Source organism: Rhizobium sp. BK313 (assembly GCF_014193655.1).
Classification (GTDB): domain Bacteria; phylum Pseudomonadota; class Alphaproteobacteria; order Rhizobiales; family Rhizobiaceae; genus Rhizobium.
The window spans coordinates 214,238-234,481 of the sequence record NZ_JACHZQ010000006.1 but is presented as its reverse complement, the minus strand read 5'-3'; the positions used below and the strand labels follow the sequence as shown (position 1 = coordinate 234,481).

The 20,244-nt window shown below is 54.8% G+C and carries 15 protein-coding genes and 1 pseudogene; 7 read left to right on the top strand and 9 right to left on the bottom strand.

Annotated features, from left to right (window positions below; genetic code table 11):
* Positions 1-7 precede the first annotated feature (7 nt).
* The 4 genes and pseudogenes from FHT86_RS27425 to FHT86_RS27410 all read left to right on the top strand — a co-directional run.
* The gene (locus FHT86_RS27425) at positions 8-1,180 is read left to right on the top strand and encodes a TfuA-like protein (protein WP_246779685.1); all 1,173 of its coding nucleotides are present in this window, start codon (positions 8-10) and stop codon (positions 1,178-1,180) included.
* The gene (locus FHT86_RS27420) at positions 1,165-3,810 is read left to right on the top strand and encodes an ATP-binding protein (RefSeq protein ID WP_246779684.1); all 2,646 of its coding nucleotides are present in this window, start codon (positions 1,165-1,167) and stop codon (positions 3,808-3,810) included. The genes FHT86_RS27425 and FHT86_RS27420 overlap by 16 nt, the downstream gene beginning before the upstream one ends.
* A 226-nt stretch (positions 3,811-4,036) precedes the next feature.
* Positions 4,037-4,846 (top strand): FkbM family methyltransferase, encoded by an 810-nt coding sequence (locus tag FHT86_RS27415; protein WP_166656934.1) that lies wholly within the window; start codon positions 4,037-4,039, stop codon positions 4,844-4,846.
* A gap of 57 nt (positions 4,847-4,903) precedes the next feature.
* A pseudogene (locus tag FHT86_RS27410) lies at positions 4,904-5,069 on the top strand (IS630 family transposase); the annotation flags it as partial.
* 210 nt (positions 5,070-5,279) lie between these two features.
* On the opposite strand, the gene FHT86_RS27405 reads toward FHT86_RS27410, so the two are convergent.
* The 8 genes from FHT86_RS27405 to FHT86_RS27370 all read right to left on the bottom strand — a co-directional run bounded on the left by FHT86_RS27405 (position 5,280) and on the right by FHT86_RS27370 (position 15,377).
* Positions 5,280-6,935 carry an alpha-keto acid decarboxylase family protein gene (locus FHT86_RS27405; RefSeq protein ID WP_133710050.1) on the bottom strand — a complete coding sequence of 552 codons (1,656 nt, stop codon included), beginning with the start codon at positions 6,933-6,935 and terminating at the stop codon, positions 5,280-5,282.
* Between the two features lie 38 nt (positions 6,936-6,973).
* Entirely contained in the window at positions 6,974-7,798 is an 825-nt protein-coding gene (locus FHT86_RS27400; protein ID WP_133710051.1) for an MBL fold metallo-hydrolase, read from the bottom strand.
* A 164-nt stretch (positions 7,799-7,962) separates the two neighbouring features.
* A complete protein-coding gene (locus FHT86_RS27395; protein WP_183868935.1) occupies positions 7,963-8,991 on the bottom strand; it encodes a sugar phosphate isomerase/epimerase in 1,029 nt (342 codons plus the stop codon).
* A 297-nt stretch (positions 8,992-9,288) separates the two neighbouring features.
* The gene (gene iolE / locus FHT86_RS27390; protein ID WP_133710053.1) at positions 9,289-10,227 is read right to left on the bottom strand and encodes a myo-inosose-2 dehydratase; all 939 of its coding nucleotides are present in this window, start codon (positions 10,225-10,227) and stop codon (positions 9,289-9,291) included.
* Positions 10,228-10,244: 17 nt separating this feature from the next.
* Positions 10,245-10,751 carry a hypothetical protein gene (locus FHT86_RS27385; protein ID WP_133710054.1) on the bottom strand — a complete coding sequence of 169 codons (507 nt, stop codon included), beginning with the start codon at positions 10,749-10,751 and terminating at the stop codon, positions 10,245-10,247.
* Entirely contained in the window at positions 10,748-11,866 is a 1,119-nt protein-coding gene (locus FHT86_RS27380; RefSeq protein ID WP_133710055.1) for a ferritin-like domain-containing protein, read from the bottom strand. Before FHT86_RS27380 ends, FHT86_RS27385 begins: the two co-directional genes overlap by 4 nt.
* A 100-nt stretch (positions 11,867-11,966) precedes the next feature.
* On the bottom strand, positions 11,967-13,838 hold the full coding sequence (locus FHT86_RS27375) for a GMC oxidoreductase (RefSeq protein ID WP_133710056.1): 1,872 nt from the start codon (positions 13,836-13,838) through the stop codon (positions 11,967-11,969).
* 96 nt (positions 13,839-13,934) lie between these two features.
* On the bottom strand, positions 13,935-15,377 hold the full coding sequence (locus FHT86_RS27370) for a glycoside hydrolase family 15 protein (protein ID WP_133710057.1): 1,443 nt from the start codon (positions 15,375-15,377) through the stop codon (positions 13,935-13,937).
* Positions 15,378-16,375: 998 nt separating this feature from the next.
* Between FHT86_RS27370 and FHT86_RS27365 the strand changes: the two genes are divergently transcribed.
* The 3 genes from FHT86_RS27365 (at position 16,376) to FHT86_RS38505 (ending at position 18,388) form a co-directional block, all read left to right on the top strand.
* Positions 16,376-17,119, top strand: coding sequence for a LuxR family transcriptional regulator (locus FHT86_RS27365; RefSeq protein ID WP_133710058.1), 744 nt, complete (start codon positions 16,376-16,378; stop codon positions 17,117-17,119).
* Positions 17,120-17,523: 404 nt separating this feature from the next.
* A complete protein-coding gene (locus FHT86_RS27360) occupies positions 17,524-18,225 on the top strand; it encodes an acyl-homoserine-lactone synthase (protein ID WP_166656935.1) in 702 nt (233 codons plus the stop codon).
* Positions 18,226-18,253: 28 nt separating this feature from the next.
* Positions 18,254-18,388: a hypothetical protein gene (locus FHT86_RS38505; RefSeq protein ID WP_281413728.1), complete on the top strand. Its 135-nt coding sequence runs from the start codon at positions 18,254-18,256 to the stop codon at positions 18,386-18,388.
* Between the two features lie 75 nt (positions 18,389-18,463).
* Here FHT86_RS38505 and FHT86_RS27355 read toward each other — a convergent pair whose 3' ends face one another.
* The gene (locus tag FHT86_RS27355) at positions 18,464-19,897 is read right to left on the bottom strand and encodes an adenylate/guanylate cyclase domain-containing protein (protein WP_246779683.1); all 1,434 of its coding nucleotides are present in this window, start codon (positions 19,895-19,897) and stop codon (positions 18,464-18,466) included.
* Between the last annotated feature and the right edge of the window lie 347 nt (positions 19,898-20,244).

Here is a 20,244-nt window from a genome sequence, read left to right as displayed (position 1 = left end):
AAGCAGAATGCCGCCGGTTGTGTTTGTTGGTCCGAGTGCCCCTGCATGGGAAATACGGTCCATTTTGCCAGACGCGATCATAAGGCCTCCGGCAAGTCGGGGGGACCTTTATGCTTATCGTATCCTAAGGCACGGGTACTTTCTGTTACTCGACGGCCTGTTTGGCGGTGTGCTTTCCATTTCGCCACGTGAAGTCGTCGACGTTGTTCAGGACGGCGCGGTTGTGGTCGGCGCCTCCAGCATGGGCGCACTTCGAGCTGCCGACTGTCGTCCCGCGGGGGTGCTCGGCGCAGGGATCATATATCGGTTGTTCAAAGATCGAGTGATATCCAACGAGGACGAGGTCGCGGTTCTGTTTCGCGAGGAGATGCCGTTTCCATCCCTTACGGAACCACTTATCAACATGAGGATTGCTTTACGGCGAGCAATTAGGAAAGGCCTTGTGGAAGCGTCCGAGGCCGAAAAGATTATCGCGGCGGCTCAGTCGTTACACTTTAGTCGCAGGACGTGGTCCAGTGCCTGTCGACGGGCCAATCTGCAACTGCCTAGCGGCATCCTCGGCTTCTTGAGAGAGATAGACACAAAGCGCACCGATGCGATTAAAGCTGCTCGGCTTGTCTCGAGATTACTGAAGGCCGACAACGGTTCCGGTCGTCAGTTCGGGTCATCTCGACTGTTTGGGCTTCTAGGCAGCGGTAGAGAGCGAAGCGCTGATCCTTTGAGTGGCGCAGACTTTCAGCAAATTGAGCCGGAATTTATCGAGTGGCTTCTTTGTTCCGGCAGGGCCTACATCAGGTTGCGCAACGAAATTAACCGCCAAAGCGGAGAATTCACCGTGCCGATCTCGTTGATTTGGCATATACTTCGGGGTTCGGGCGAATTCGAGGCCTATCTGATGAAGTTCAACATTTATCAGAGGGCCGTCTCCGAAGCGAAGCGACGTGGCCTTCGGCCAGAAAGCGAGGATCTCCGGCAAGCTGAACGTCAGTTGGCCGACGACCATGGTGCTGCCTCATGGAACGACCTGGTGCAATTCGTGGAAAATGACTCACCGTACTCTAAGCGTCTAAGAACATACCTAGGTCAACTCGCTCTGACGAAATGTCTTCGAAGGAAATATTTGATTGCGCAGGATCAGGCAGCAAAAGCGGGAGAGGTGCTGCTATGGAAACCCAGGTAGAAAGCCCTTACCACCTGCCGGGAAATAGCGTTTGCATGCTGTTTACCGACATCGAGGGATCAACAAATCTAGTGGAGTCTTACCCCGATCTCTATGAGAACATGCTCTTTCGGCATTATGAGCTGTTGCGCGACGCCATTCATTCTTATGGTGGCGAAGAGATAAACGTTGTTGGAGATGCCGTATTTGCACTCTTTCCAGCCTCTGCTCAAGGCGTTCAGGCCGCAATTGATGCGCAAGTTGCACTGACTGCGGAAGAATGGCGTCAAGGCTGTAAGCCATTGGTTCGGATGGGATTGCACACTGGAAACGTAAGGAGACACGAAACCGCAATAACTGGAATAGAAGTTCATCGTGCGGCTCGTATCGCTTCTGCGGCGCACGGAGGTCAGATTGTAATTTCGAACACTGTCCGTGAGGAGATAGCACAGGGCCCGGTTGGAACGCGCGTGGGAATACGCGATCTCGGCTTCCATCGCCTAAAGGACCTTCGGTATCCGGAAGCCCTGTTTGATCTGGTGATCCCCGGACTGCAAAGCGATTTCGCGCCTATCTCGTCTATTGGCGCGAACCGCACCAATTTGCCTTCTGACGTACCCACGCTCTACGGGCGGGAAGCCGAAATGGCCCAGCTCAATCGCATCATAGTAGATAAGAAGAATCGGCTCATCACCCTGACCGGCACTGGCGGCGTAGGCAAGACCAGCTTGGCAATCCATGCTGCAAGGACAGCAATAAGTTCCTTTTCCCGTGGCGTGTTCTTCATACAGTTGAGAGAAATTGATGATCCGGAGTTGATCGGTTCGGAGATTTGCAAGGCCGTCGGCCTGCAAGAGGTGCCGGGCGTTTCGGCTGTGGAAACCGTGTGCAATTCGCTCGGCAGCGCAGAAATATTGCTAATACTTGATACTTTTGAACATCTTGTAGATGGCGCGGCCGTCGTAAATGTCATCCTTCGGAAATGTCCCGGTGTCACTGTGGTGACCACGAGCCGCGAGCTCCTCAAATTACGCTCTGAGATCGAACTCGTCGTAAGTCCCCTAACTCCTCCCGATGAAGGGGCAGATTACGATCAGGTTCGCGAAAACCCGTCCGTTCAACTCTTTCTCAATTTCCTGCAACGCGAGCGACCAGACTTCAGCCTGAAAGGTGACAGCCTAACTTTAGTCTCTAGGATATGTCGGCGGCTCGACGGGCTACCACTAGCGCTTGAATTGGCGGCGTCGCATGTCGGTCTATTAAGTATCGCCGAATTGGAGGACCGGCTTCAATCAAGAATGCAGGACCTTCGAAGCAAAGTAAGGGATATTGATCCTCGTCATCGCACCCTTCGTATGATGATCGATTGGAGCGACCATCTTCTGACAGAAGGGCAACGACGGTTTTTTTATGCCGTGGCGGTGTTCAATGGCGGATTCGATCTCCACGCGGCTGAATCCTTATTCAAGGGTGATGTCGACGTGGTCGAACAAGTCGAAGCTCTCCTGGATAAAAGTCTATTATCTAGGACGATGGCTCTCGGTCGACCGCGCCTCAACATGCTGGACACTATTCGCGATTTTGCCCTCGATCGACTGCGAGACTCGAGCGAGTACGAGGTTATCCGGGATCGCCACGCAGACTATTTCGCCGACCTAGTTCTCTCGTCCGCGCCGAATGTCCTGAAGTTCAACCAGCGCGATTTCGTGGAGCATCTAATACAGGAATCTGGAAACATTCGAGTAGCGTTGGAATGGCGGATGAAGGGTTCCAGCGCTGTGGAATCGGCAAAGCTGATTGAGGCACTGACGTGGCTTTGGATATCCAGGGGCCAGTTTTCCGAGGCGAGAACGTGGTCAGACAGGGCACTGGAGCATGCGCGGGCAACAGCCGAACCGGAACCGCTCGCAGGCATTTTGAAGTCTGCGGCGTTGATCAGATACATGTCTGGCGACCCTCAGACAGCGCTTGAATACGGCGCCGAAAGTCACCGAATTTATTCCGAACTGGAGAACGAAGCAGGAATTGCAGGTGCGGGGATTATTGCCGGCATCGCAAACGCTACGGCAGGCGATCTCGAGGCAGGGGGAGCGTTGATCGCGAATTCGTTGGAACTATCAAGTCGAATTGGTGATGACTACGGAACCGTGCTTGCACTTATTGCTATCGGGGAAGGGGAACGCGCTGAGGGCCATGAAGCAACCGCTGAAGAGCACTATCAGGAAGCGCTGAAGCTACTTGACCAACTGGGCGACACCTATTGGCCGGGGCACCTGTACCAAAATCTTGCTCATTTTAGACTACACAGCGGTGATTGGCGGAATGCTGCCACGTTTGCGGGCAGAGCTCTGGCCATTGGAGAGAAATACGACTACCCAATGGTGGTGAATCTCGCCCTGTCCGCGATAAGCGGAGTGCTTGCTGCCAAGGAGGATTGGGCGGGGGCGGCAGAGATCATTGGGGCAGTTAACGCTCAACTCACTCGCCTAGGGGTGCAATTTGAGCCAACCGACGATGCCGATTTCCGTAAGATCATATCCGCGATCGACACTGCCTTGGGAAACAAGCGATTCCGACGCGAGAGTGATAAAGGGGCTAAGCGCGATTGGAATGAAATGTTGATGTCGTGCAGGGCCGCTATTGCAAGCTAGACTCCCTTTCGTCTTCCGACGAACGGGAGTAAGCGCCCGATTGCTACCGCGGAGATTAGTTGCGGGAATTCATTTGTTAGTGAACTCTACGTCAATGTGCACTCGGGGGGAGGGCATGATCAATCGGATATATTGGATGCTGCGAGGTAGATACGCAGTGATGCGTAATATATGGCAACATCCGTTGAACTATGGATCAAGATTTCGCGCCATAGGTGATTACTTTTTGTGGAACATTGCAAAGATAGCAATGCGCTCAGAGCATGTGGTTTCGGTTGGCGGAAAATTTGATATCATATTGGGGCGTAAGGAAAATTACGGCTCTGCTGTATATTCTAATTCTATTCCCGACTACGAAGAGATGATGCTTCTAGCCCACTTTTTGCGCGACGGAGACCAATTTATCGACGTCGGAGCGAATGTTGGAATATACTCCATCTGGGTCACAACAATCACGGGAGCGACCTCAGTCGCATTCGAAGCTAACCCTGAGACATACGGTAAGCTCCAGAGAAATATCAGGCTCAATCAATTAGAACCCAAAATTTTTACGCATAACTGTGCTGTTGGCGAAAAACGAGGATCAGTCAATATAACGACAAGTAAAGGCGGGCTGGATCACATAGTTGCCGACGGAGTGGAGAACAAGCAGACTGCACTCATCGAGATGGTCGCCCTTGACCACCAGGAGATTGCGCTGAACCCCGCAGCTATAAAGATGGATGTGGAGGGGTATGAGATGAACGCTCTGATAGGGGCGTCCAACCTCCTCGGCAATCCGAATTTGAAAGTGCTTGTCATTGAATTGCAGGACTGGACCTTGCAGAGATTCGGGACGTCGAAGGCAGAGGTCGTCAGCTTGCTCCAGTCCCATGGGTTTCATCAAAGTGCATATGATCCTGAGACGCGCTGCATTTCGGAGCGTTCCGATCTTGTATCTTTGAACGAAATATTTGTCCGAGATGCAGAAGCTGTCGCCACAAGATTGAGGGATGCGCCGAAAGTGAATCTCTCATTTGCGAGAAGGTCAATATAATCCGAAGCGCAGTCAATCGCCGAGACGCTCGTCACGCATCTATGTCGAACGGCCGTCTCATTTATCATTGGCTTGATCGATGTTGAGAAGGACATCGCCCTCAACGAGATGGTCCTATGCCCGAGTGAGGATAGGTCCGTATCGATTGACCGTTGTGCTCTTGACGTGTGGCTTCGCAAGCGGGGCTGGATCTTTAAAGAAGACCGCACATACGTTGGAGCAGAGCTGCTCCAACGACCGCCAGATCGACCTTCAACTGGTCTAGTCGTCGGAAATGTTCCGGCACAATTTTTCCAGCATTTCGCCAAAGGCTTCGAGATTGTCTTAACACACTATGACAGACTGGATCAGTTGTTCAGTGTGATACCTACTATGCGGAAGCCGTCCCGAGAGCGGCTTTCGCCGCCCCAGAATTTCTGCGGCATCGGCCACTCTAGTTTGCCTTCCAATTCGCATTGTCGGGGATCGACCGCTGAGGCACGACAACCTGGATGATGGACGGGCTGTTCAGGTTTTCTTTGGCGCCATTTACAGCTTCCTCCAGTTCGCCATAGGTGTGCACCTCCCAGCCTCGGCAGCCGAAGACCTCTGCCAACTTGCTGTAATTCCATCGGTGCAGGTTGCATGAATTGTAGAACGGCGTGTTACCATGAAAAACCGATGCATCGGCAAGCCACTGCTCCACGCCATAGACACCGTTGTCCATCACGAAGATGATCGGGTTGAGATTGAAACGGGTTTGTGTCGAGAGGCATTGAGCGGTCATCTGAAACCCGCCGTCCCCCGAAAAGACCATCAGCCTTTGTTTATCTTGTTTCGCCAGAGAAACCCCTGTCGCGGCTGGCCCAATATAACCGATCGCCGAATAAGATGATTGAACGATGAAACCGCGGCGCGCCCCCACTTTCAGAAGTATGCTCCCGAAATAATTCAAACTCGCGTCGGCACCAACGATAGTATTTCCGTCGATCTGGTGCTGAATGAAATCGTAGAAGCCCTGATACGTAATTCCGTCTGCCAGGTTCACGGCCGGCGCTTGCGGGGCTGTTTTTGCTGGAAAACTTTGGGTTTTGCACGTCAATCTTTTGTCAATTAAGCCGTTGACGAGATCCGCCAGCGAAACCTGTGCCTCGAAGCTTGCGCCGTATTTCAATGTATCCCAGGAGGCAAATGCGGTTTTTTCGAAATCGATAGGCCAGCCCAAATCATTGATGTCCGTCAACCAGACGCCTAACGCCAATACGAAATCGGAGTCTTTAACCAAAGACTGAACATAGGGTGATGACGATTTGCCATCAAATACCCCGGCAAATTGTGCATCGTCTTCCGACAGGATGGACTTGCTCAAAAGCTCGGTCACGTAGGGAATTTTGAGATCCCGGATGAGTCGCTCTGCCTGGTCGTGAAGGCCAAACCGGTCGATCTCGACACCAATCCAGATCAGAGGTTTGGTAGCATTTTGCAATCTTTCGCTGATTTGCGTAATCGACTGATTCAGGCTGTCTTCGTCGGACATAACCGGCGCTGGTTTTAATGCAGTCAACGGACGTGCGCATTCCAGGTCCACCATATCCTCCAGCAACTCGATATAGACCGGACGTCTCTCCGTGATGCACTGCGTCAGCGCGTAATCTATGAGCATCGGCGCAAGATGAGGGCTATCGATACGGACTGCAGCGGCAGTTATGTATTCGAACACCTGAAGATCCGTTTCCCGTCCACTGATGAAGTGATGCGAACTGTAGCCGGTTTGTTCGAACGTGAGCGTTTTTTTGATGCTTGGCGCCCCGTTGATCAAAACAACCGGCACTTTCTCGACGTAGGATCCGGCGATCGCATTTGTGGCGCAAAGCGCACCTGCGGAATAGGTAACGCACAACGCACCAATTCCGTTCAGTCTCGCATAGCCGTCAGCGGCATAACCCGCATTGAGTTCATTCACGTCTTCTATGACCCGTATAGGGCTTTTCTCGACGTAACTGTTTACCCATTCAATCGAATAATCGCCCGCTATGGAAAAGAGGTGCCGCAGACCCAGCTCATGAAGTCTGTCGACCATATATTGTCCAACCGTGAATTTCTCGCCCATGTTCTAAAGGCTCCCCTGTTGGCGGCAATTGCAATATATTAAAACTCGCTCGCGTTATCGAATAAGCGCGGCATGTATATATCGAATATTGCGGGGCATTTTCGTTCGGGAAAACTTTCCAGCATGAAGCGCTTGAAAGTATCATTGGTGAGACCTTTGCCAACAGCCCCCATGGCGACAGACAAATACTCTATATTTTTGGCAACCTCATTTTTGTCAGCCGGGAAGCCGTGACCGGGAAGGAACAGGTCATAGTCGGACAGCAGCATATTCTGCAAAATCCCAATCCAATGCTCCATGTATTTCGTAAGATAGAGGTGCGTCCCGCTATAAATCAGGTCTTGTGCAATGAAAACGCCAACGTCTGGAAGACCTATTGTGAGAAGAAAATCGATCTCCGTATTAACGACTTCGTCAAATACATATTTGACTCCGTCGATGATTTCCTCGCCGGCACGTACAGTTTCTTCGGGAATTACCAGGCTGTTCGGAACGAGGTTACCCAATTTCCAATGGTCTTGTAGAGAAGCCTGCCCATCCTGCTTCAGGAACTCTATCGTTTCCTGTAGTGCATAAATCGGAATGTCGCTAAATGCGGCTCCCAGACCGAACCAATGGTCGGGATGCCTGTGCGACAGGTAAATCCGTTCGATCTTCTTGCCAATACTATTGGCATACTTCCTGAACTGCAGCGCATAGGGAACGAGGAATTGCCCATCGACAAGAACCAGCTTGTTCTTGCTTTCGATTATGTGCGTTGCATTGGCGATATTGTCATCTGTGAAAGATGAAATGAACGTATGAATACGAAGATCGCCTGCTCGCCTGAAGATTTTAATCGGATCCGGCAATTGCGCCACCATAGGTATCTCCCTGATTCAAAGGTCGCTTGCTGATGTTTGACGTTCACTCGGGCAGGGCAGCCAGACAGTATTGGCTACCATGCCGGCCTCGAGGGTCTTGGATGGAGGTTGCCTTTCCGGCGTCGCCGTCTTGGGTTGTTTCCAACATGGGCGGCTGAGCGCCGTCACGGATGAGATTGACGACCGTGAGAAGCGATCTTTTCCTGCAATGTCTCCAGGGCCGCGCGCGCAACGTCGTAGGCGCTGTCGACGTTCGCCTCCCGTTCGTCCTCACCGGGCCGCCAGAAGCGTCTGCGCGTCATTCTCATCGAGCTTTCGAAAGGTGGAATCGCGTTAAAGACTTCGACAAGGTAGGGGCCGGAATAGACCGGCTCGATTTCGCCCAACATAATCTCCCAGGGAATCCAGCTGTCTTTGACAGCGCCCCGGTCTGGTGCCGAGATGTGAACGTAGTTCAGCCGGTTCTGCTGTGTGGCACGGGCGACATTTTTCCTGAAGATTGCCGGACCCTGGCTCTCCATCACGACCTGGGCTGTATCGATCGTGACGCCACAGACCGGAATGTCGGCGTCTTCGAGGAAATCCAGCGCTTCCGAGACCATGGTCGGCGCAGGCGTTTCCCAATTCTTGACTGGCTCGATGGCGAGCTTCACTCTCTTTTCGGAGGCATATTCCGCCAACTCCCGAAAGATGGAGCTCGCCGCAGCGAATCGTGGCTTTATCCAATCGTGAAGCGCGTCGCTCCAGATCTGTTCACCGTCATCGGTCAGCGGAAAGATACCATAGGGGTAGAGGAACGGCCCGGACATGATCGTATTTTCCCCGCCCAGCACCGAGGTGATATCGACGCGGGATTTGAGATAGGACAGAGCCTGCTTGCGCTGTTCCTCATAGGGTGATGTCGGATCGAAGGTTCGCGTGGTCCCAACATTGGTTGTGAATTTCACATCCCGGAAACCCGCCTGATCGAATGCCTTCTTGAGGTGGACATAGCTTTCGACCTCAGCGTAATGACCGACATGGGCCGGTCGTGGGGCGATATGCATATCAAAGCCAGTGTAGCCGATGTCGGTAAGGGCCTTCAGATGTTTGAGGAGAACCTGGGTGTAGCCCGCGTCATTCGGCTTCAAATCGGCTGTAAACATAAAGAAGCTGAAATATATATCTCGCTTGAATGCCTCTGTCATCGCCATTGCTCCAGCTATTGTTACCCAATAACGCGTGGTTAGTGATCAATTCGGAATTTATAGAGAAGTATGTACCTTCCGTCCTCGCGATCGATCCCTTAAGAATATTCTGAAACATCTTACGAAACGCGATGGAAAGCAGGCAAACTCGTAAATATTGGTTTTCACGGAGCCGACATGAGGTGCGTGTGCCGACTTTATACTGTACAAAGGCGGTTTAGATCTGGAATCTAAGCATGAGGAGAGATCCCCCCGGCTCCTCCACATCGCTATCGGGGCTGAAACACAAAGTCCGTGCCTGGGCTACCATCCGAGCAACTTGCGCAGATATTCGCGACCCATTTTCGCATATTGCAGCGGATTGGCTTTGGCCGGGTCCTGTTCTGCTTCGACGCAGATCCAACCGGCGAAATCCGCCTCGGCCAACGCATCGAGGATTTCCGGAAAGGTCTGGATGGAGCCATCCCCCGGGACCGTAAATATCCCCGCCTCGATACACTGCTGGAAGGACAATCCCTCGCGGTGAATCTCATCAACCACCCCGGCACGAATGTCTTTCAGATGAACATGCTTGATGCGGTGGGCGTATTTTCTGGCCAATGCCAGCGGATCGACACCGGCAGCCGCCTGGTGCGCGGTATCGAGAAGCATGTTGACCAGGCCTGGATCCGTCTCGTCCATGAGCCGGTGGATCGCTTCCGTCTTCATCACCCCGGTTCCGAGATGCGGGTGATAGCAGAGCCGGCGGTTACGGGCCCTGGCTTTCTCTCCGGCCTCATGCAGGCCTTCGATCAGGTGTTTCCACTGGTCCTCGGAGAAATCGGGGCAATTCGGGAACAGGGCGACCGGAAGCGGATTGACCGCCCCGCCGAACTCGGAGACGACCAGATCGGCCCTGCGCGGATCGTGGCTGTCACCTTCCATGGCTTCGAGAAAGTCGAGCTGAGCATCGACATTGTCCAGCGTATGACGCTTCATCGCTTTGATGGTGAAGTAAGTGCTCACCCAAGGCTCGGAGATCCGCAATCCCCTGAGTTCAAGGGCTGGTCGCAACACTTTCGGGTCCGTCGGATATTTATGGCCGACGCCACATCCAACATAGCCGGCGAGCGCCATTTCACTTAGAGCCTGCTCGTAGGGGATGCCGATATCGATATTGATGAAATCGTCATTCCACCAGAGCGTAGGGATGACACCAAGCCAGACCTTGGCAGGCGTCAGTCGGTGCAGATGTGTCGTCATAACAATGATCCAGTTCTTTAAAGGCCATTCAACGGCGGTGGCACCAGGTTTTGATAGTCGGGACCCGGAAGAGGGGGAATTTTCGGCGGAAAGGCCCAGGAGCCGAAACCGGGCGCTTTGGCGCCTGCGGGGTGGGCTCCGATCGCCTTCCAAAGCAAACCCTCGACATAGGCATCGGGTGAAACGACGAAGGTGGTATCCGCGGGCCTAGGACCAAAGCGCTCCGTCCAGGCGGTGGGCAGCTCGAACCAGGTCCCGGAATACCAGAGCTTAATCAGCGCGCGAGCCACGTCTCCCAGCAGTTCATTGCCCAGAATGGTCGTGCGCATTGCCCGGATACGGGCCTCGTCTTCCGGCGGCAAGGCGACGAAGGCGGCCAGCAGCGCGTCGGTGATCTCGCCGCCGACCACCTTGTCGAGTGTAGCGAGATAGCGTTCCGTCAGGCCCGTTCCCAGAAGATCGAAGTGGGAGAAAGCCGTCAATTCGACAGAAAGGCCCAGGAATATCTCTAATCGGCTGTTCATGCGGTCACCTCCGCCTGGCGGGTAATGGCTGGCTGTTTGGTACTGGAGGGGATCTCATAGGTTGGGCTGCCGTTCTTACCGGGACAGCCCCGTAGGGGATTGCGGATGAGTTCGAGGATCATGTTGCGGAATTCGAACATGATCGGAACGGCTTCCAGCAGCAGGCTCGGCTGGCCGTTATAGGCACGCGTCAAAAGCTGCAGAAATTCGCCGTAGCGTATGTTGAAGGCGATCGTCGCCTCAAGCAGTTCCCGGTCTCCGGTTATGTCGTTCACTTTCAGGTTTTGTTGGATGGGATAGGCGCCCTCCCAGTCGACGTGCAACTGCGGACCTGTGGGATGGCCGGGCTGGTCGCCCTTCTGGTAGTAGCGGCCTTCGACCAGCTCCTCGAAACGATAGTAGTGAGCCAGTTCGTGCTCGTCGTCGTCGTAGATGCCGCCACCGTCGCCTTCGCCCTGTTCGATGACGAGCTCGACGGCTTCCAAGGCGCTTTTCAGATCGGTCACGGGAAACAGCTCGCCGCCGCCGGAATAATAATATTCCGAGGTGATCTGGCGTGACTTGTCGCCGGTAAAAATGGTTGTGCCCACCCGATGCGCTTCGGCTTCCAGGTATTTGATGCCTTCTACGATGGCCGCGTAGAACTCGCCGATACTATAAAAATAGAGGTCCTCGTGCATCGGATGGCTGCCAAGCGCGGTGGTATGCGGGGACGCCTTGCGCTGTATCAGGCCCCTGCCAGCGAGATGTTCGGGACGTTGGGCCGGTCGCTCGATTTTCAGGAAAGTCGCCAGCGCGTCGCGACTGAAAGCCTGGATGCTGACCTTGAAATCGGTCTCGCCGTCCGGCAGAGAGGCGGGATAGCTAACTGCGAAGTCCGGCCTAGTAAGATCCGGCGTGCCACCGATGGCATTGAGAATATTGGCCGCGATGGTCAGATGCAGCATTTCTTCCACGACGATCACGCGCAGAACCTGGGTCGCATCCTGGTTGACGCCGGGCTTTATCGAATAAAGCGCCGTCAGATACGGCGGAATCGTCGCATGTTCGAGCTGCATTGCCCGGTGGAGAAACTCTTTCAGCTCGTCGAGCGTCCTAATGCTGTAAGAATGCATGCTCAAGCTCCATGGAAGATAAGTTAGGTGCACAGGCCGGCTTGGTGTCGCTTGCGCCGAGGTCGTCCGTTCATTCCGCGCACCGGATGTTGGTCTTCGTTCAATGCAGAGATTTCAGAATGTCGCGGCTGCTTCGGAAGCACATGGCGGCCAGCGTCAAGGTGACATTGGCCGTGCCGATCGTCGGCATGCTGCCGCCGCCCACGAGGTAGAGGTTTTCGTGGTCCCAGCTGCGCTGGTTCTTGTCCACGACGGAATTGGTCTTCGACGTTCCCATGATATGGGTGCCGGCCAGATGGTTGCCGCCGCGGATCGCATAGCCTTGTCTCTCGTAGGCCACATAGCCGAAGTCGCTGGGGTCGTATCGGGTATGATCCTGCGCGCCTAAACGTGCAAAGACGGTGCGCGCAAACTGACGGCCATAGGCGGCACCCTTCATGGTATATTCGGGAACCGTGAAGGACAGGATGGGCCGCATATTGCCCAGGGCATCGGTATATTGCGGATCCACCGTGATGCGGTTGCTTTCGACGGGCATGACCTCGATCATGAATGCCAGCAACAACTGCCGCGAAACCCGGTCGATGACGCCGCGTCGAAGATCCGCCCCATGGAGGTTGCGATCGTCCACCAATTCGAGAAGGTCGGAGGTCGGCGCGCCGGTCGCCCAGCCCCAGCCGTCGTTATGGATATCGATGGCGAAGGCTGCCTGCCTTTCCCGGAAGGGGCCGTCGCGCAGATCCACGATACCGCCCGTCGAGCTGGTTCCGCGCATCGTGCCGCAGATTTGCGGCATCAACGCCCAGTTCAGCAGATAGGCATGGTCCATCAGATTGCGTCCGACAAGGCCGCTGGTGCTGCGCAGCCCGGAGGCCAGCATGAGACGCGCCGTTTCGATGGCGCCTGCCGCAAGCACGAAGACCTTGCCCTTCACGGTGATGGTCTCATGGGCCGGTGAGGCCGGGTCCTTATAGACCTTCACCTCCAGCGAGCGGACTTTCCCGCTTTCTGCATCGATGTCGACCCTCGATGCGACCGCCTGCGACAGCAATTCGACAAGCCGTCCGCCCTCTTTCCCGTTTGCCGCGAACGCCTTAGCAAGCGTTTTGCCCGAGTGGTAGCGCGCTTGCACGGGACAGAGCGGTACACAGTTGGTATTGCCCTGGCAGCGACCGCCCTCTTCGACCTGATGCGTATTGACTGCGCCGATTGGACGGTAACCTTTCCCGCCATCATAGGCCGGGTTTGGTATGCTGTTGCGCCCCTGCGGATAGGGCCTGACCTTCAGGGGATAGGTCTTGCCGTAAAGTTCGACATTGGTGCCTTCGATGCCCTTGTTGACCTGCTGGTCCAAATAGGAAAGAGGCAAGCCGCGCATGGGAAAGACATAGCCGTCCGGGAAGGTCTGCTGCAGATATTGCTGGTCTTCGACATTCGCCGATACACCGATTTCCCGCTCGGCCAGGCGGTAATCGTCCTCGATTTCCTCAAAGCCCAGTGGCCAGTCCAGCCCTTGGCCGAAATTGGTGCGCGTCTTGAAATCCGAGCGAAGCAGGCGAGGCGTTTTTGCCTCCCAGTGCATGGTGGTTCCGCCGAAAATGCGGGTATATGTCGTATCGCTGACATAAGGGCCGGATTGAACGATATAGGTCGAGCTATCGGTTTCCCCCGCCTGCAGCTTGCGAAGCTGCGGGCTGCGGGGCATGGCCGCGTTGGCATTCAGCGGAAAGGGTGACTGATTATCCTTGCTGGCTGCCGAATAGAAGGTTGTCAGCAGGTCGTTATAGCCTGTCAGAGTGCTATTGGCACCGGTTCCGGCTTCAAGGATAAGGACACGCTTGCCCGCTTCCACAGCCTGCTTGGCAATGATTGCACCGGAAATGCCGGCGCCGACGATCACGATATCGTAGTCGCCAGACGCTTCGACGGTCTTGGCGTCGGCTTTCAGCGCTGCTTCGAGGGGAAAAAGCACTCTGGTCCTCCATCATTCCGGAAAGCCGCATCAGGCTTTGCCGATCATGCCGCTTTGGGTTCAATTGAGATGTCAGGCCGGATGGGCCTGAAATCATCAGGATCTTGGGCTGCGAAGGTTTCGGGGTTTGGACTTGGCGGTCTGGGTGCCACCGGAGCGGGCTCTGACTGCCGAGAGAAAAGAGGCGTAGCTCCAGGTCAGGTTGCGGACGCTTTTCTCATAGCCCGTGGTTCCATCGAACTGTTCGCTCAATTCATAGTCATCGCTGTGATAGACGATGGCGCGCAGCATGGCGTCAGACGAAGCCCGCAAAGCAACTGAAGCGTCGGCAGCGCTGCTGGATGGGCCGAGCCCCAGTTCCGCGAAGAAGGGTTCGGAGAACTGATCGAGTGGGATGGTGCCGCTGGCCTCGATGGCATTGGCAAGCCGATATTGAAACTCGGCGAAGTTGGCGGTGCACAAAGCCCAGGGATGCCCGCCGACCACCGGAGCGGCCACATCGCCATCATAATGGTCGCTCGGATAGCGCGCGAAGAGCGGTCCGAGCCCTTTGGCCGCGTCGGCGCCATTGATTGGGTAATAGCTGGAAGACGAAGGATCGGCCCACTGGCGTCGCAGGATGGCCGCCGTTGCCAGAAGCTTGGTATCGGTCGGCTCGATCCCGCCATAGCAGACCGAAGAGACTATATCGATGTTCGCGTCGTAACCGGCTTGCACCGCTCCATCCAGAATGCTCACATAGAGTTGCCCATTCCAGTGGCTGGCCAGCTGGCTTTCCAGCCACGAGATGGCATCGGTCACCCCTGCAGGCACCGCAATCCCGATCGCATTTCCGGAAATTTCCCGGAAAAAGCGCAGCTGTACGGCTCTTGCGAAAAAGGAATAGCCCTCATATTCCTCCCAGAGATTTGTCGTCCTGTTCTGATAGACTTCGAGAAGATAAGCGAGGTTAGTCTCGACCAATTGTTTGGCGATTGTCTGCGTGGCAGCATCCAGCTGATCGAAAAAGGTCAGGATAGCAATCGATTGAATGGCCGGCCCGTCATTCTGCTCCGACCACGGACGGACCTCGCCAGTGATGGTGAAGCAGGCATGGCCAAGTGTGACCGTCGCGGAATTCTTCGCATTCGCCTGACAGAGCGCGGCGAAGCTTACGTAGTCGATCAGGCTCGGCACGCCGCCACCCGGAACCGGCGGCAAGCCGGCAAGCGCCATCTCAATCGCCGTAATAGCTCCATCGCGGACCCAGTTGAAAACATAGTCCTGGTCGATGCCGGGGGTGTTCGCTGGATAGGAGGGTGCAGCGATGATGCAGCCCGGGAGGGAAAAGACACCGGGCGATACCGGATCCTCAATGACATAGCCGTCGCTTGTGATGTTACGCATCATCAGAAGGCAAAAGTAGCGCGACAATGCAACTAGATCGGTCTGCGCGAAGGCAGGCGCCGGTGCGACTGCAGGCGCGGAAGTGCCAATAGCCGGGCCTGTATAGGGCGGGCCTGCAACTGTCGCTGGCTGACTTCTAAACGCAACTGTCATTGGCTAACTCCAAGATCGGTTGAGACTTGCCGGAACCAGATTGAAAAATATTGCGGTCGAATGGGCTGTGATGCGCTTCCAACACATATTCACCGCGTTAAGCCATTGATTCTCTGTCGTCGGTAAATTTCAGTTGACGCGTAGGCGGGCAGTATTTCTCATTGCGCTGCCAGCCCGGGCCGCAGCGGTTGCGCCTTCCATTCCAAAAACTCAGGCAATAGCAAACCTTCCGAAGGAGGCAAAGAAACTGCCCGAGATGCATATTTGATCTGTGGAAATTGCGACTATCAAAACGCTTTCGGGAGCCGCTTGACCTTGAATGAGGGAGTGCTATTCGGCGAGTTGCGCCTCCAAAAATTCCCAGGGGCGCAATTCTCGTCCGTCTTTCTAACTCATATTAGCTATATAAATGCACCCGTAAATAAGCACTATTACTTAGCTTATGGTCACTTCCGATGAAGCCACCCGGTAGCATCGCCTTTTCGCCAGGCAGAGAATAGTGAAGAGGTGCCCGGCTCATGTGGCGATCGATACAGTTGTCTCACGCCAAGTGAGCATGGCTGCGGTTTGCACCCTGCGATATTCAGTAGTGCTTGTCCGGTTTAGGTGAAGATGGAAGAGGTTGGCGGTCGGGTCGCACATGAAGACGAAACGCTCGCATTATCGTGCTGACTTGAACCACATTATGCTCCGCTCTCGCTGCCATTCCAATCAGCTTCTATCAATTAAGGCGCCGGTAACCGTCATCGCCTTTGTCGGCGTCAAAAAGGCGAATTGTCGTAGGCTCGTCATCCCAATGGCATATGTATTTGACGTGCATTGTCACTCGCAAATGCCGAGCTGATGATGAACCGTCTTGCCTTACCTTGGCAATTTGGCCAAAGGGGCGCCTCCTTCGCTAAGCTTTTGATCTATAACAATTAACGGGGAAATAGCTTTTGCGAGAAGCGGGAACAAAGAATAGTAGTTCCTCGAAATAGCATGTCCTGGAGGGAAAAGTGGACAGTGAAGCCTTGGCAACCGCAAACATAATGTTCGACTTTATGTCGGACACCGCAGTGGCGAAGAGCAGGGAGGATATACTGAAGTCGCTGGACAGAACAGCGCGCCACTTTGGGTTTAGTTGTTTTGCAATGTCGGGCATACCCTTGCCCACGGAACGCATTGACCCTTACTTCTTGTTGAACGGATGGCCCTGTGAATGGTTTGAACGCTATTCAACGGCCAATTACGTCCATGCCGATCCCGTAATCCATCTGAGTAAAATGCAAGACGGTGCTTTTGTTTGGTCAGAAGCACTGCGGGGGCAAGACCTCGGCCGCCATGCGCGCCGCGTCATGAGCGAGGCCAGAGCATTCAAAATGAATGATGGTTATAGCGTGCCACTGCACACGGCCGACGGCTTTCAGGCAATTATAACGTTCGGGGCAGAGAAGGTGGATCTGTCGCATGCTGCGAGAGGGGCGCTGCATATCATATCTATTTACGCCCATAACACAGTGCGCAGTCTACTAACGCCAAAAGCGAACTCCGAAAATAAGGGCCTCTTGAGAATAACAGCGCGTGAACGCGAGATCATTCAGTGGTGCGCTGCGGGCAAGACAGCGGTAGAGATCGCGGCAATTCTGGGCCGCTCACATAGAACCATTCAGAACGAAATATTCAATGTTCAACGCAAGCTCAATGTCGTCAACGCGGCGCAGATGATCGCGGAAAGTTTTCGCTACGGAATACTTCGGTGAAGCATACATCCTGGGTAAGGGCTGAGCGAAGCCGCGAGCCCAGTATCGACTTTGCCGGTTGCAAGTTCCCCAGAAGCTCCCATGCTGTCGAGCCGTCAATGCAAGCGAAAGCATTGGCGCGCCAAATCTCGGTCCCTTAGATCGGTCCTCTTAAGCTTTGCTGTCCTAATCAGTGTCCTCAACGGTGGGCGGATGTTCGTGCGGTCAACTTCGGCGAGGCGCTAGACGCCGTGAGCCTGCGGCTCCCAGGGCTGGTTCTGGGTCGCGCAGGGCCTTTGGCATTCCTTGTCTTTTCGCGACACCATGTACGACGGTGTTCTGCGGCAGATGCGTGAAAACTAGGTAATTTCACTCATTTAAATGATAGGGAGTCTCATGCATTCTCGCCCAAAACAGAGGGAAGAATGATAAGACTTTACGTCGGTTGCAACGCATCAAGCGGGCAAGCAATGGAGAAAATTTGGCGTTTTCGGCACGAGCAATTCGTCGAAAGGCTCGGCTGGGAGGCACTTCGCAGAAGTGACGGACGGGAAATTGACCAGTTCGATCACGACCGTGCCCTGCACCTTGCGCTGTTCTTTGAAGATACTGTCGTGGGATATACGCGATTACTCCCGACGACTGAACCTCATCTCTTATCCGACGTCTATCCGCAGATCATGAACGGGCAAACATGGCCGCGTTCGCGCCAGATTTTCGAGTGGACTCGCTGCGCTGTCGCGGAAGGGGAAATTCTAATCAATGGGATACCAGCCTCACATGTCTTAATGACCGGCGTGATGGAATTCTGCCTTGTTGCGGGCATTATTTCAGTGATCGTCGAAACGCACCCGAAGCTGGTGCAACTCTTAGTCTCAACCGGTTGGGAGGTAACCGAGCTTGGCCTGCCTTCGCTGCTCGACGGCGGATTAATCGTACCGATCCACGCAAAGCCTTCTATTTCTGGCTTGATGAAACATCATCAACTCTATTCCCTCCAAGGAAGCACGCTCTTGCTAGAGCCGGAGGCTCAAAATCCGCTGAACCCCGAGGTCACTTTGCGCCATTTGCCTAACTTGGACCCCGGGAAAATTCGGCCAATCGATAAGAGCAAGCAGCGCGCCTGACCTGCTCCCCTGGAATGTCCGCTGTCTGATGTTAGTCTGGTCTCCGGATGACCGTGCGGCGGAAGAGCGCTGGGCACTTTTGCAAAAGATGGTGGCGGATCCGAGCGCTCGCAAGGAACGGATCAACGTCAACACCGGCATACGAGGGACGATGCTTGGCTGACGCGGCTGCTAGACCTGAGGCTTGCCAGGATCACCCAAGATGCTCCAATCGGCTATATGTCTTCTTGGATAGGGGCTACGATGTTGTCCGGCCTAAATGATAGACCGACATGGTCTTGCTGACGCCCTTGAGTTCCACCTCGCTTTTTGCCGTCGGGTACGGCGCAATAATTTCCGCCACAGCCGGCGCGCCGTAAACTTCTTCGGTGAGGCAAATCTCGTCGCCGTCGGCAAGGTTTTGCACCCGCGCTGCGATATTCACCGTCTGACCGAAATAGTCGAGCCGCTCGTTGAGCGTCACCGCAATCGCAGCACCTCGGTGCACGCCGATTTTAAGGATGAAATCACGTTGCAAGCGGTCCCGATTTAGCTGATCCACGGCCTCGCGCATATCAAGCGTCGCCTGCACCGCATCGGCCGAAGTCAAAAACGCCGCCATCACCGCGTCACCGATCGTCTTCGTGACGGCGCCATTGTGCCGAACGGTGGCGTCGAGAAGATGCTGGAAGTGCCGCTGCACCTGAATGTAGGCGTTAAGGTCGCCGATCCGCTCGTAGAGGGCGGTGGAGCCCTTGAGATCGGTGAATACGAGAGTAATATCGAGAACTGCAATGCCCTCAGTGGCGCTGATCACCTCTGAGCGAAAGATGTCGCGAAAGGTTTGAGTCGTCAGCAACCGTTTGCCGGACAAGGACGGACTGAAGTGAAGCCTCGGGCGCAGAAACGTCGCCATCGGAAGCTGTAGGATGCCGAATACCACCGGCAGCGTACCAGCGTTGTGAACTTCGAAGACGACCTTACCCGGCGCGATGTTTGCAGTGGCGGCCACGCATTTGCCGTGGTCGAGCATGACCGGCACGTGGGATGGCGTTGCACCCGTCCCCATTGCGACTGGGAAGAAGAATTGGGCGTCGCTTTCGAAATCCTGGCCCAGAAGCGCGCCTTCGGCGGCATCGACCTCAAGATTGACCGTAGAACCTGGCTCTATACGGGTGAGCACTCTCACCAGCTCTTTGGCAGCCTCCCGCCATGGCACGCCGTCGGGCATTATGCCGCCCGACGTCAATTTATAATGGAAGACGTAATCCCAGGCCGAAAGCGCATCCGGGGTATGGAAGCGGATGCTGCGCACGGCGGGCGAAACCGTAAATGTCACCGTGATGTAGTCGTCCAGCGCCGCGTCGTAATCGCTTTGACAGAGGTGGCAGTGGAAATGCGTGTGCAGTTTGCGCAGGCTCCGGAAGCTCTCGACAACGTCGGAGCACATCGGACAAACGAGCAGCCAATCCATATCGAATAATCCAGCCACGCATGCATGGAGGAAAAGATCGATCGCTTCAGCCTCGGCAATCGATTTCTCTTTGGCGAACTCAATCGGATTGATGCGATGAAGTGCTTCGTCCGTGCCCGCGCGCAGCAGCATCTCAAGCCGCGAGACGACACGCGGACTCCAGGATTTGGCCTTTTCGACCATCTCCAAACGCTCTTCAAGCTTTTTTTCGTCGATCATAGCATTGTACCGCGATAGAACCTCGATCATCCCCGGGCGTTCGGTTAAACCTAAATACACAATTCATGATCTCGGGGCGAGCCCATCGAGGCTTCCTAGGTCCAGACCGCACGCTAACTCAAAAATTCACGTTGAGTGAGATCGTCGATCACCCGTTCACCGAGCGCGAAGCCGTTGAGGCGCCGATGCCGCCGGTCACCATGACGAGCCTGATGTTGTCCGCCGGCGCAGAGGATCAAGCACCGCCCGGTGATCTTCCTCCGAGGATTGTCAAGAACGGATACCGTGACGCTTAGCATGCTTCAAAGCTCCTTTTGAAATGCCGTGTTGAGGTGCAAATTCCCGAT